The organism is Mycobacterium paraense, assembly GCF_002101815.1.
In the GTDB taxonomy this organism is placed as follows: Bacteria; Actinomycetota; Actinomycetes; order Mycobacteriales; family Mycobacteriaceae; genus Mycobacterium; species Mycobacterium paraense.
This window is the reverse complement of record NZ_LQPM01000024.1, coordinates 112199-125141: the sequence shown is the minus strand read 5'-3', so window position 1 is coordinate 125141 and position 12943 is coordinate 112199. Positions and strand designations below refer to the sequence as shown.

Genomic DNA, 12943 nt, shown 5'->3' with positions numbered 1-12943 from the left:
TGGTCAGCCTTTCTGAGATGCGTAGACGTCGGGGTAGAACTGCTTGGCCCACTTGCGGATCGCGGTGAAGCCTTCGTACTCGTCGGGGGCCAGCGCGGGCGGGTCGGAGTAGCGCTGGTGCCGCCAGATCTCGATGTCCTGCTCGAACTGCCGGATCACTTCCCGCCCGAATTCGGCCGCCTTGCGCTCGGCGCGCGCGGGGTCCTTGGCGGCGCCGGCCTCGGGGCGGCCGATGTAGACCATGAACCGGACGTCGGAGGTGAATTCGTCGACCGGGGTGACCGCGGAGATGGTGCGGTTGTCGACCATCCCCCAACTCTTGGTGACGGCGAGGCCCAGCCCGCCGTTGATGGCCTCCACGCCGCTGTTGACGTCCTCGATCTTCTGGCCGTCGTCGCCCTCGAAGGTGATGGTGAAGTCCACGAAGGACACCGGCTCGGCGAAGTCGTGGCGGGTGAACACCGGCACGATCGGGGTGTTGTGCACGAACTTGAAATGCGCGAAGTCCACGCCGTTTTCGAGCACGTACTGCGGGTGCAGTTCCAGGCCCTGGCGGAACAGCCGCTGTTGCGGGTAGTAGTCGCCCGCGCCGCGGCCGTCCTCGAACGAGGCGAACACGTCGGGCGCGTCGAAATACGGCTCGCGGCGGTCGACGTCGTGCCAGATGTAGACCGACTCGTTGCGCTCTACGACGGGGTACGTGCGCATCCGCCTGCCGCGGTTCGGCCGATCCTGGTACGGGATGCAGACGTTGCGGCCCTCGGAGTTCCACTGCCACCCGTGGAACGGGCACTGCAGCGCCTCGCCGACGACCTTGCCGCCGTAGCCGAGGTGCGCGCCCAGGTGCTCGCAGTAGGCGTTCATCGCCGTGAGCTCGCCCGACTCGGCGCGCCAGGCGACCATCTCCTCGCCGAAGTACTTCATCCGGTGCACGTCGCCCACGCCGATCTCGTCGGACCAGGCGACCTGGAACCATCCGGTCGGCTTCATCGACAACGGCGGCTTAGCCATGGAATCACAGTACCCTCTATGAAAATGTTAGGCTAGGCTGCATGGCCGATCCGAAGGTCGTCGAAAGGCGCCCCAACCGGCGCGGCAACGCGACCCGCGAGAGCATGCTCGAGGCGGCGCTGAAGTCGCTGGCCTCGGGGGATCCGGGCTCGGTGTCGGCCAACCGCATCGCCAAGGACATCGGCGCCACCTGGGGCGCGGTGCAATACCAGTTCGGCGACGCCGACGGATTCTGGGCGGCCGTGCTGCACCGCACCGCGGAGCGGCGCGCGGCCACGTTCTCTGTGCTGTCGGGGCCGGCACAACCCGACGCGCCCCTGCGCGAGCGCGTCGGCGCCATCATCGACACCCTGTACCGCGGCCTGGCCTCGGCGGATTCGCGCGCGATCGAAAACCTGCGCGCCGCGCTCCCCCGCGACCCCCGCGAGCTGGAGCGCCTCTACCCGCGCACCGCCGCCGAGCTGTTCTCCTGGGGCAAGAGCTGGCTGGAGACCTGCCAGCACGCATTCGCCGGCCTGGACGTCGACCCCGACCGGTTGCGCGAGGTGGCCGCCCTCATCCCGGGCGCGATGCGTGGCCTGGTTTCCGAGCGCCAGCTGGGCTCCTACGCCGACCTCGACATGGCGCGGCGGGGCCTGACCAACGCGCTGGCGGCCTATCTGGAAGAGCGGCCGGCAAAAGTTCTCTAGCCTTAGCGTGTGCAGGCCAGCGACATCGCGATCCGGGAAGCCACCCCGGACGATTTCCCCGACGTCGCGGCGATGCATTACCCGGTGTGGCGGCAGTCGTGGGCCGGGATACTGCTGCCCCAGGTGCTCGACCTGCTCGGGCCGCCCAAACGCTGGGTGGCCGAGATCTACCCGCAGAGCCTGAGCCGCGAGGGTTGGCGCATGTGGGTCGCCGAGGCCGACGGCCGCACGCTCGGCGTGGCCATCTTCGGGCCCGACTCCGACCAGCCCGCTGACCTGATGGTCGACGCGCTCTACGTCGCCGAGGAGAACCAGCGGCACGGAATCGGGCGCCGCATGCTCGACGAGGTCCTCGGCTCACACCCGTCCGGTGACGTGATCCTGTGGTGCGCGGAGCACAACGCCAAGGCACGACGCTTCTACGAGAAGAACAACTTTCGCGTCGACGGCCGCACCCTCGACTGGGAACCGCTGCCCGGCATCAAGGTGGCCCACGTCGGATACCGGCTCAAGCGTTGACGTGCCGGTCGACCCAGTCGGCGGTCAGCTCGGCGATGACCTCCGGGCGCGCCGTGACCACCCAGTGCCCGCCCTCGATGGGAATCACTCTGCCGCCGGCCGGAATTGCGCCGGTGAACCGCTGCAGCGCGGGCGTGACGAAGATGTCGCGGCGCGGCACCAGGGTTTGAACGGCGACGCTGGTCTGCGGCAGCCGCGGGCCGGGCGACAGCATCGGCCCGGGCATGTTCGCGCGGTACAGCTTGAGCCCGGTGACGTAGTCGGTGATGGATCGCGGCGTCGGATCGCGTCGGCCACGCGGCCGGCCGATGCGCTCGAGGGCCCGATGGACCAGCACGCCGACCCGGGATAGGAACGCGAGCTCCGGCAGACCGGGGCACAAGAAGAACGCGATGTACAGCGACCCCAGCAGCTGCAGCGCGACCTGGCCCACGGCGCGTGGCGTGCGCGCCGAGTGCAGGAAGCGGCCCGCGTAGCGCAGGTGCGGCCCCGAAATCGACGTGAACGACGCGACTTTGGCCATCACCGCATCGTCGGTGACGGCCGCCCAGGCCGCGATCGAACCCCAGTCGTGGGCCAGCAGGTGGACCGGCCCGACGCCGAGGCTGTCGATGACCGCGCCGATGTCGGACACCAGTTGCGCGAAGGCGTAGTCGGATCGCCTTGCGGGGCGCGATGATTCGCCGGCACCGCGCACGTCGTACGCCACGACGTTGTAGCGTCCGGCGTAATTCTCCTCGAGCTCGGAAGCCACCCCGTCCCAGAGGTGGTGGTTGTCGGGCCAGCCGTGGATCGCGAGGATGGTCGGGCGCGCCGCGTCGATCTCGGTGTAGCGGTGCACCGCCAGGGTGGCGCCATCGGAGGCGGTGACGCTGGAAGTCGTTGCGGCCATGCGTCAGCGCGACGCGCGCGCGGCGGGCGAGACCGCCAGGTAGTCGACCGCCGCCCCGAGACCGCCCAATTGGGAGGGGTGGAAACCCGGCCGGTAGTAGTTGCCGACCACCCGCACGAACCGCAGCGGCCCGGGCACCAAACCGCGCCGCGCCGCGCGAAAGTAGTCCCGCCAGCGCGCCTTCGTGCCCGGCGGCAGGTACGGGTCCACCGAGTACAAAAACCGGACGCCGCGAATCCACAGCAGCAGGATGCCCGGCGTCACCACCAGTTGGGCGCGCACCCGTCGCAGGTAGCCGGCCCGCAGATGCTTCATGGTGTCGAAGGCGACGGCCTTGTGCTCGACCTCTTCCGCGCCGTGCCAGCGCAGCATGTCCAGCATCACGGGGTCGGTGCCGATGGCGTCGTGGGCGGGCGAGTCGAGCACCCACTCGCCCAGGATGGCGGTGTAGTGCTCGATCGCCGAGACGAACGAAACCTGTTCCAGCAGCCAGTTGTGCTGCCGTCGCCGGCTCCAGCCCGGCCTGGGCCCCAGCAGCTTCTCGAACAGCCACCTGATCTGGTCGGTGTACGGGGTCAGGTCGACCCCGGCGGCGGCGAAGTGGGCGAGCACCTGGGCGTGCGCCTGGGAATGCACGGCCTCCTGGCCGATGAATCCCTGGACGTCCAGGCGCAGCTGGTCGTCCTTGATCAACGGCAGCGCCCGCTTGAACGCGTCGACGAAGAACTCCTCGCCCGCGGGCAGCAGCAGGTGCAAGACGTTGAGGACGTGGGTGGTGAACGGCTCGCCCGGCACGTAGTGGAACGGCAGCTTCGCCCAATCGAACTCGACGTCACGCGCCTCGAGGACCAGCCGCTCGTGGTCCAGCGACGCGTCGTGCGGACCCGCCGCGTGGTCGTCGACGGTGAACATCGTGGGCCCTCCCCTCAGCGCGCGGCCACGCGCCTGCGCAAGTCGTACTCTCGCAGATCCGTTGCGGCCAGCATCGCCCGGTGTTCGGCCGGGGTGAAGGGCCACACCTCGGGCACCCCGTCCTTGTTCAGGTACCAGCTGTCGCAGCCGGTGGTCCACACGGTGTCCGGCATCGCCGCGCGCAGCCTCTCGTTGTAACGCTCGGTCGCCGATTGCGTCGGCTCGACGGTGTCGAATTCGCCGCGGCGCCAACGCTGGATCCAGCCCAGGATGTGCTCGGCCTGGTGCTCCGCCACCGCGGTGAGCGAGTGGTTGCCCACCGGGCTGTGCGGGCCCAGCATCATGAAGAAGTTCGGGAAACCCGGCATCGCCACGGTCCGGTACGCGCGCGGCCCCTCGCGCCACACCTCGTCGGCGGCGATGCCGTCGCGCCCGGTCACCCGCATCGGCCGGAAGAACGCGTGCGTGTCGAACCCGGTGCAGGCCACGATGACGTCGGCCTCGTGCAGTTCGCCGTCGTCGGTCACGATGCCCCGCGATTCCACGTGGTCGATGCCGGCGGTCACCAGCTCGACGTCGTCGCGCTGGATCGCGCGGTAAAACCCGCCCGACACCACCAACCGCTTGCACATCGGCTCATACGTGGGCGTCAGCGCCGCCCGCAGCTCGGGGTCGCGCACCCGGCGCAGGCTGGCCCGGCACAGCGCGCCCATCGCCGCCCGCCGCAGCCCCGGCTTGGTCAGCGCGACGGCGAAGGTGTCGAAGATGAGGCTGTACGCCCGGTAGGCCAGCCGATCGAGCCACGGAACGGCCCGGTGGCTGCGACTGGCGAACTTCGAATACGGCGGGTTGGGCATCGGGACGACCCACTGCGCGGTGCGCTGGAACAGCAAGACCCTGCCCGCCACGCCGGCCAGGCCGCAGACGAGCTGGATCCCGGTCGATCCGTTGCCGATCACCGCGATTCGGCGCCCGGCCAGCTCGACGGAATGATCCCAGCGCGCCGAGTGGAAGACCGGGCCGGCGAAGTCGTCCAGGCCGGCGATCGACGGCATCCGGGGATGGTGCAGCACGCCGGTCGCCGAGATCAGGAAGTCGACCCTCGATTCGTCGCCGGCGTCCGTGCGCAATACCCAGCGGTCGTCGTCGAACCGGGCGCTGACGACCTCGGTGCCGAACCGGATCCGGTCCCGCAGCCCGAATTGGTCGGCGACGCCGCGAAAGTAGGCCTGGATCTCGCCGCCCGGCGAGAACATGTGCGACCAGTTCGGCTTGGTGGCGAACGTGTACTGGTAGACGCGCGACGGCACGTCACAGGTCAGGCCCGGGTAGGTGTTTTCCCGCCAGGTCCCGCCGACCTCGTCGGCCTTCTCATAGATCGTGACGTCGTCGATGCCGTTGCGCAGCAAGGCGATTGCCATACACAGCCCCGACATGCCGGCTCCGACGACGGCTACCGAGGGATCGCGTGTCGCCATCGCCGGCTGCCCTGTTGGTCATCCATCCGCCGATCATAAGCACGTTCGGTCTCGGGAGAGCCCGGATAGCACCACCGAATAGCCGGGGATGACGAGCGCCGTCGCCGTCATCCCCCTGGCGGTCAGGTAGGCGAGGCTGGACGAGTGCGGCCGCGGGCGAGCGCCAGCCACGAAATGTCCTGCCCCCCAATGTCTTTCCCCCGACGTGATCGCCTACCCCGTCGCGCGCGGCCGCTGCAGCTGGCTGAATTGGGGAACGGCGGCCAGGGTGGCAATCACATCGAAGAGCGCCTGTCTCATCTCCGGCGCCGGCGGCCCGGACAGCACCGGTCCGAAGAAGGCCTTGCCGTCGATCTGCAGGATCGGGCTGCCCGCGATCTCGCCGAGCGCGTTTTGTCCGGCTTGATGGCTGACCTGCACCAGGTCGTCCTGCGCGGTATCCGACATGACCCCGGGGTCGACGTCGTGGCAGCCCACCGCGTCCAACACCTCCGCGACCAGGCGGTCGTCGAGCGCCTCGGAGCGTTCGAGGTAGCGCTCGCCGAAGGCGAAATACGCTGTGGCCATGGCCTCGGCGCCGTGTTTTTCGCGGATTGCGGCCATCAGCCGGCCGATCCGCCGGGAGTCGTCCATGCGCGCCTGCTGCGGTGGCGGCAGCTCGCGGCCCTCGTTGAGCACCGCCAGGCTCATCAGTCGCCAATCGATCGCCAATTCGTGCTCCCAGGCCAGTTCGTTCAGCCACCGGGCGGTGTGCCAGGAAAACGGGCACACCGGGTCGAACCAGATCGTCACCGCGGGCCCCTGCTTATGCGCTTGACTCATCAGCTCCGCTCCTCTCCTGTCAGTCGCATTGCGTTCTCCCGAGAATACCCCCTGGGGTATAAACGGGACACATCCGGCGGGTGTTTGCGGCGGTCGCGAACTTTCTCCACACTTGAGCCATGCGAGTCGGCGTCCCGACCGAGACCAAGACCAACGAGTTCAGGGTGGCCATCACCCCTGCCGGCGTCGCGGAGCTGACCCGCCACGGCCACGAGGTGCTCGTCCAGGCCGGCGCGGGAGAAGGCTCGGCCATCCCCGATGCGGAATTCAAGGCGGCGGGCGCCCAACTCGCCGACACCGCCGAGCGGGTGTGGGCCGACGCGGACCTGCTGCTCAAGGTCAAGGAACCGATCCAGCGCGAGTACGGCCTGCTGCGCGACGGGCAGGTTCTGTTCACGTACCTGCATTTGGCCGCTTCCCGCGCCTGCACCGACGCGCTGTTGGCCTCCGGCACCACGTCGATCGCCTACGAGACCGTCCAGACCGACGACGGCGCGCTGCCCTTGCTCGCCCCGATGAGCGAGGTGGCCGGTCGGCTCGCCGCCCAGGTGGGGGGCTATCACCTGATGCGCACCCAGGGGGGCCGCGGCGTGCTGATGGGCGGGGTGCCCGGCGTCAAGGGCGCCGACGTGGTGGTGATCGGGGCCGGCACGGCCGGGTACAACGCCGCCCGGGTCGCCGGCGGCATGGGCGCCAGCGTCATGGTGTTCGACGTCAACATCGGCAAACTTCGGCTGCTCGACGCCGAGTTCGGTGGCCACGTCGGCACCCGCTATTCCTCGGCGTACGAGCTGGAGGGCGCCGTCAAACGCGCCGACCTGGTGATCGGGGCCGTGCTGGTGCCCGGCCACAAGGCGCCCAGGCTGATCTCGAATTCCCTTGTCGCGCAGATGAAACCGGGCGCGGTGCTGGTCGACATCTCCATCGACCAGGGCGGCTGCTTCGAGGATTCCCGGCCCACCACCCACGACGACCCGACCTTCGCGGTGCACGACACGCTGTTCTACTGCGTGGCCAACATGCCCAGCGCGGTGCCGAAGACGTCGACCGTCGCGCTGACCAATGCCACCATGCCGTACGTGCTCAAGCTCGCCGACCGGGGCTGGCGGGCGGCGTGCCGGTCGGATCCCGCTCTGGCCAAAGGGCTTTCGACGCACGCCGGGATGCTGCTGTCCGAACAGGTGGCCGGCGACCTCGGCCTGCCGTGCACGGACCCCGCGTCGGTCCTGGCCTGAAACCTAGTCGCTGAGGCCGGCGACGATGTCGGCCACCGAGCCCGTGCGGGCCTGCCGGAACGACGTGCCCGCCCACAGGGCCATCCCGTTCGGGTCTTCCCGTTCGGTCGCGGCCTCCCGGATCGGCAGCGTCATCTGGTTGACCTCGGGGTAGCCCAGCGGGGCCACGTTGTCGAGCAGGCGGATGAATTCGTTCTCCAGGCCGCGCCCGTACCGGCCGGAGAACGCGCGCGTGACGATGGTCTTGGCGAACAGCTGATTCTTCATGGCGGTGCGATGCGCCTGGCTGGTGCCCGCCTCGTTGCTCAGCAGCAGCGCGGTGCCGACCTGCGCGGCCACGGCACCGCGGCGCAGCACGCCCGCGACGTCCTCCGCGGTGCCCAGGCCGCCCGCCGCGATGATCGGGACGTCGCGGTGCGCCCGGTGGATCCGGTCGATGAGGTCGTGCAGCGAGTCGGTGGCGGGCTCCATGTCCGGCGCGAAGGTGCCGCGATGCCCGCCGGCGTCGGGGCCCTGGACCACCAGGCTGTCGGCGCCGGCGGCGACGGCCACCCCGGCCTCGTAGGCCGACGTCACCGTGACCATCACCAGCAGCCCCTGCGCGCTCAGCCGCCGGATCACGTCCGGGGGCGGGACGCCGAACGTGAACGACACCAGCTCCGGGTGCACGTCGAGGACGACCTCGAGCTTGCGCTCCCAGTCGTCGTCGTCACCGAACTCGGGCCGGCCCACCTCGCACTGATAGTGCTCGGCGATGCCTTCGAGCTCGTCGGCGTAGTAGTCCAGCGCCACCCAGTCGGCGACGGAGGGCTGGGGCACGAACAGGTTGACGCCCAGCGGGCCGGTGGTCATGGCGCGGGCCGCCGCGATGTCTTCGGCGAAGCGTTCGGCGCTCACGTACCCGCCCGGGATGAAACCGAGCCCGCCCGCGTTGGACACCGCCGCGGCCAACGCCGGGGTGCCGGGTCCGCCGGCCATGGGGGCACCCACGATGGGCACCGCGATATCCCAAAAGCCCAGAACCACGGCGCTAGTCCGCCGACGGCGAGCGCCGGCACGGCGCGAGTGAGGAGGCGGACATTTGAGCTAATGTACCATCGCCCGAAGTTGTTGGGGCAGCGATCGTTTCGACGCATACGGGCCCAGAACGGCCGCCCCGTAGCGCCTGCCCAGCAGGCGGCGGGCCACCGCGTTGACCTCGTCGACGGTCACCTCGTCGATTTTTTGCAGGCTGTGCTCGATGCTGCGGTGCCGGCCGTAGTTCAGTTCGCTGCGGCCGATGCGGCTCATCCGGGAGCTGGAGTCCTCCAGCCCGAGGACGAGCCCGCCGCGCAGCGAGCCCTTGGCGATGCGGCATTCCGCCTCGGTGATGCCGTCGCGGGCCACCGCGTCGAGCACCTCGCTGGTCACCCGCATCACCTCGGGGAAGCGCTCGGGCAGGCAGGCGGCGTACACCGACAGCGCGCCGCTGTCGGCGAAGATATCGACCGCCGAGTACACCGAGTAGGCCAGGCCGCGCAGCTCCCGAACCTCGTGGAACAGCCGGGAACTCAGGCCGCCGCCCAGCGCGGTGTTCAGCACCGACAGCGCCCAGCGATGCTCCCAGCTGCGCCCCGGCGTGCGGACGCCCAGCGACAGGTGGGTCTGCTCGGCGTCCCGGTTGATCAGCGTGAGCCCGGGGTTGCCGGTGACCCGCCCGGCGCCCTTGCGGGGGGCGATGGGCTGCCGGCCCCGGACCAGATGCTTCCCGAAGTGCTCGCGCACCAACGCGACCACCTCGTCGTGATCGACGTTGCCGGCCACAGCGACGACCATCCGCTCCGGGGTGTACCGCCGCACATGAAACGAGTGCAGCTGCGAGCGCGTCATCGACGACACCGACCGGGCGGTGCCGATCACGGGGCGGCCCACCGGGTGATCGCCGAACAGCGCCGACAGGAAGACGTCGCCCAGCGCGTCCTCGGGGTCGTCGTCGCGCATGGCGATCTCCTCGAGGACGACGTCGCGTTCCAGCTCGACGTCCTCGGCGGCGCACCGGCCGTTCAGCACCACGTCGGCGACCAGGTCGACGGCCAGCTCCAGGTCGCTGTCCAGCACGTGGGCGTAGTAGCAGGTGTGCTCGCGGGCGGTGAACGCGTTCAGTTCCCCGCCGACCGCGTCCATCGCCTGGGCGATGTCCACGGCCGTGCGGGTCGGGGTGGACTTGAACAGCAGGTGCTCGAGGAAGTGCGCCGCGCCGGCCACCGTGGCGCCCTCGTCGCGGGATCCGACGCCGACCCAGACCCCGACCGAGGCGGATCGCACGGCCGGCAGGTGCTCGGTGACCACCCGCAGGCCGCCCGGGAGTGTGGTGCGGCGGACGGTTGCCGCCTCTTGGGCCGCGGCGCTGTGGTTTCCCCGGCGCAGCGCCGCGGCGGGATCAGCTGCTCGCGGTCGCGGCATCGACCGGTGTGTCCGCCGGGGCGTCGGCCGGGGCTGAGTCCTCTTCGTCGACCAGGACCAGCGAGATCTTGCCCCGCTTGTCGATGTCGGCGATCTCCACCCGCAGCTTGTCGCCGACGTTCACCACGTCCTCGACCTTCGCGATGCGCTTGCCCCTGCCCAGCTTGGAGATGTGCACCAGGCCGTCGCGACCGGGCAGCAGCGACACGAACGCGCCGAAATCCGTTGTCTTGACCACGGTTCCGAGGAAACGCTCGCCCACGGTGGGCAGCTGCGGGTTGGCGATGGCGTTGATCCGGTCGATCGCGGCCTGCGCCGAGGGCCCGTCGGTGGCGCCGACGAACACGGTGCCGTCGTCCTCGATGGAGATCTGGGCACCGGTCTCCTCGGTGATGGCGTTGATCACCTTGCCCTTCGGGCCGATGACCTCACCGATCTTGTCCACCGGGACCTTGATCGTGGTCACCCGCGGCGCGTACGGGCTCATCTCGTCGGGCGCGTCGATGGCCTCGGCCATGACCTCGAGGATGGTCAGCCGGGCGTCCTTGGCCTGCGCCAGCGCACCCGCGAGCACCTGGGAGGGAATCCCGTCCAGCTTGGTGTCCAGCTGCAGCGCGGTGACGTAGTCCTTGGTGCCGGCGCACTTGAAGTCCATGTCGCCGAACGCGTCCTCGGCGCCGAGGATGTCGGTCAGCGTGACGAAGCGGCGCTCGGTCTTGCCGTCCACCTCGACGTCGTCGGAGACCAGGCCCATGGCGATGCCGGCGACCGGCGCCTTGAGCGGCACGCCGGCGTTCAGCAGCGCGAGTGTGGACGCGCAGACCGAGCCCATCGACGTCGAACCGTTGGAGCCCAGGGCCTCCGACACCTGCCGGATCGCGTAGGGGAACTCCTCGACGCTGGGCAGGACCGGGATCAGGGCCCGCTCGGCCAGCGCGCCGTGCCCGATCTCGCGCCGCTTCGGCGAACCGACGCGGCCGGTCTCGCCGGTGGAGAACGGCGGGAAGTTGTAGTGGTGCATGTAGCGCTTGGAGGTTTCCGGCCCCAGCGAGTCGATCTGCTGGGCCATCTTGACCATGTCGAGGGTGGTCACGCCCAGGATCTGGGTCTCGCCGCGCTCGAACAGCGCGCTGCCGTGCGCCCGCGGGACGACGGCGACCTCGGCGCTCAGGGCGCGGATGTCGGTGACGCCCCGGCCGTCGATGCGGAAGTGGTCGGTCAGGATGCGCTGGCGGACCAGCTTCTTGGTCAGCGACCGGAACGCGGCGCTGACCTCCTTTTCCCGGCCCTCGTAGGTCTCGGCGAGCCGCGCCAGCACCTCGGCCTTCAGCTCGTCGGTGCGCGCGTCGCGCTCGGCCTTGCCGCCGATGGTCAGCGCCTTGGCCAGCTCGTCGGTGGCCACCGAGGCCACCGAGTAGTAGACGTCGTCGCCGTAGTCCGGGAACGTCGGGAAATCAGCCGCGGGCTTGCCTGATTTTCCAGTCGCGTCGGCCAGCTCCTGCTGCGCGGCGCACAGCACGGCGATGAACGGCTTGGCGGCCTCCAGGCCTTCGGCCACAACGGTTTCCGTCGGCGCCTGGGCCCCGCCCTCGACGAGCTCGATGACCTTCTCGGTGGCCTCGGCCTCGACCATCATGATCGCCACGTCTTTTTCGGCGGCACCGCCGCCGACTGTGCGGCCGGCCACCACCATGTCGAACACGGCCCGCTCGAGCTGCTCGACGGTGGGAAAGGCGACCCAGGTGCCGTCGATCAGCGCCACCCGCACACCCCCGATGGGGCCGGAGAACGGCAGGCCGGCCAGCTGGGTGGAGGCCGACGCGGCGTTGATCGCCAGCACGTCGTACAGGTCGTTGGGGTCCAGGCTCAGGATTGTGACCACGACCTGGATCTCGTTGCGCAGGCCGGAGACGAACGACGGCCGCAGCGGGCGGTCGATGAGCCGGCAGGTCAGGATCGCGTCGGTGGAGGGACGGCCCTCGCGGCGGAAGAACGAACCGGGGATGCGCCCGGCGGCGTACATCCGCTCCTCGACGTCGACCGTCAGCGGGAAGAAGTCGAAGTGCTCCTTGGGGCTCTTGCTGGCGGTGGTCGCCGAGAGCAGCATGTTTTCGTCGTCCAGGTACGCGACGACGGCACCGGCGGCCTGCTGGGCCAGCCTGCCGGTCTCGAAACGGATGGTGCGGGTGCCGAAGCTCCCGTTGTCGATGGTGGCGGTCGACTCGAAGACGCCTTCGTCAATTTCAGCTACAGACATGGGTGTCCGTATGACCTCTCTGGGTATTCAGCTTTTTCGCGCGCCCTGACGCCACCCGGAGAACAAGAGTCTGAATGCGGCTACGGCCATCGATCGAAGCGGCCGACCTGCCCCAGATCCGGAGAGCCCGGCAGCCACTACCGAAGACCGCCCGATGCAGACTGTGCTGCTCCCTCGGACACACGCAGTGACGTGCTGGAACGGCTCACGCGGATCTGCGCAAACCGCACCGTTTGCTCGGGCCGAACCGGCCCAGAACGCTCCCACTCTACACGGGCGAACTTAGCCGGGAAGTGGGCGTCGGGATTTGCCGGCGTCAGCGACGCAGGCCCAGCCGCTCGACGAGCGAGCGGTAGCGCTCCACGTCGATCTGCGACACGTATTTGAGCAGCCGGCGCCGGCGGCCCACCAGCAGCAGCAGTCCGCGCCGCGAGTGGTGGTCGTGCTTGTGCACCTTGAGGTGTTCGGTCAGGTCGGCGATGCGCCGGGTCAGCAGGGCGACCTGCGCCTCCGGGGAGCCGGTGTCGGTGTCGTGCAGGCCGTAGGAGCCCAGGATCTCTTTTTTCTGCTCGGCAGTAAGCGCCACGAAACTATCTCCATCAATCGGTCCGCGAAGTGGATTCTTCAGAGCGCGGCCACCGCGAACCGCAGCACGCGCCGATGTCGTCCGGCAGTTTAGCAGCGGT

12 protein-coding genes are annotated in these 12943 nt (G+C 69.6%); 3 read left to right on the top strand and 9 right to left on the bottom strand.

What is annotated here, in order from left to right; translation table 11 throughout:
* Positions 1 to 3 precede the first annotated feature (3 nt).
* Complete coding sequence (locus AWB89_RS19190) at positions 4 to 1011, bottom strand: Rieske 2Fe-2S domain-containing protein (RefSeq protein ID WP_085175819.1); 1008 nt, start codon at positions 1009 to 1011, stop codon at positions 4 to 6.
* A 104-nt stretch (positions 1012 to 1115) separates the two neighbouring features.
* Here AWB89_RS19190 and AWB89_RS19185 point away from each other — a divergent pair, with 104 nt between their 5' ends.
* The gene (locus AWB89_RS19185; RefSeq protein ID WP_085103122.1) at positions 1116 to 1700 is read left to right on the top strand and encodes a TetR/AcrR family transcriptional regulator; all 585 of its coding nucleotides are present in this window, start codon (positions 1116 to 1118) and stop codon (positions 1698 to 1700) included.
* A 9-nt stretch (positions 1701 to 1709) separates the two neighbouring features.
* Positions 1710 to 2219 (top strand): GNAT family N-acetyltransferase, encoded by a 510-nt coding sequence (locus tag AWB89_RS19180; RefSeq protein ID WP_241519456.1) that lies wholly within the window; start codon positions 1710 to 1712, stop codon positions 2217 to 2219.
* Here the strand turns inward: AWB89_RS19180 and AWB89_RS19175 are convergent.
* The 4 genes from AWB89_RS19175 to AWB89_RS19160 form a co-directional block, all read right to left on the bottom strand.
* Positions 2209 to 3111, bottom strand: coding sequence for an alpha/beta fold hydrolase (locus AWB89_RS19175; protein WP_085175817.1), 903 nt, complete (start codon positions 3109 to 3111; stop codon positions 2209 to 2211). The genes AWB89_RS19180 and AWB89_RS19175 overlap by 11 nt on opposite strands.
* 3 nt (positions 3112 to 3114) lie before the next feature.
* Positions 3115 to 4023: a metal-dependent hydrolase gene (locus tag AWB89_RS19170; RefSeq protein ID WP_085102759.1), complete on the bottom strand. Its 909-nt coding sequence runs from the start codon at positions 4021 to 4023 to the stop codon at positions 3115 to 3117.
* Between the two features lie 14 nt (positions 4024 to 4037).
* The gene (locus AWB89_RS19165) at positions 4038 to 5501 is read right to left on the bottom strand and encodes a flavin-containing monooxygenase (protein WP_085175815.1); all 1464 of its coding nucleotides are present in this window, start codon (positions 5499 to 5501) and stop codon (positions 4038 to 4040) included.
* Positions 5502 to 5714: 213 nt separating this feature from the next.
* The gene (locus AWB89_RS19160) at positions 5715 to 6323 is read right to left on the bottom strand and encodes a mycothiol-dependent nitroreductase Rv2466c family protein (RefSeq protein ID WP_085175813.1); all 609 of its coding nucleotides are present in this window, start codon (positions 6321 to 6323) and stop codon (positions 5715 to 5717) included.
* 119 nt (positions 6324 to 6442) lie between these two features.
* Here AWB89_RS19160 and ald point away from each other — a divergent pair, with 119 nt between their 5' ends.
* Positions 6443 to 7558 (top strand): alanine dehydrogenase, encoded by a 1116-nt coding sequence (gene ald, locus AWB89_RS19155; RefSeq protein WP_085175810.1) that lies wholly within the window; start codon positions 6443 to 6445, stop codon positions 7556 to 7558.
* Between the two features lie 3 nt (positions 7559 to 7561).
* Here the strand turns inward: ald and AWB89_RS19150 are convergent, their stop codons facing one another.
* From AWB89_RS19150 to rpsO, 4 genes are all read right to left on the bottom strand, one after another.
* Positions 7562 to 8584 (bottom strand): nitronate monooxygenase, encoded by a 1023-nt coding sequence (locus AWB89_RS19150; protein ID WP_085102751.1) that lies wholly within the window; start codon positions 8582 to 8584, stop codon positions 7562 to 7564.
* Between the two features lie 60 nt (positions 8585 to 8644).
* Entirely contained in the window at positions 8645 to 10000 is a 1356-nt protein-coding gene (locus AWB89_RS19145; RefSeq protein WP_085175808.1) for a M16 family metallopeptidase, read from the bottom strand.
* The gene (locus AWB89_RS19140; RefSeq protein ID WP_085102747.1) at positions 9978 to 12257 is read right to left on the bottom strand and encodes a polyribonucleotide nucleotidyltransferase; all 2280 of its coding nucleotides are present in this window, start codon (positions 12255 to 12257) and stop codon (positions 9978 to 9980) included. Before AWB89_RS19140 ends, AWB89_RS19145 begins: the two co-directional genes overlap by 23 nt.
* A gap of 316 nt (positions 12258 to 12573) precedes the next feature.
* Positions 12574 to 12843: a 30S ribosomal protein S15 gene (gene rpsO, locus AWB89_RS19135; RefSeq protein WP_066909705.1), complete on the bottom strand. Its 270-nt coding sequence runs from the start codon at positions 12841 to 12843 to the stop codon at positions 12574 to 12576.
* Positions 12844 to 12943: the final 100 nt, after the last annotated feature.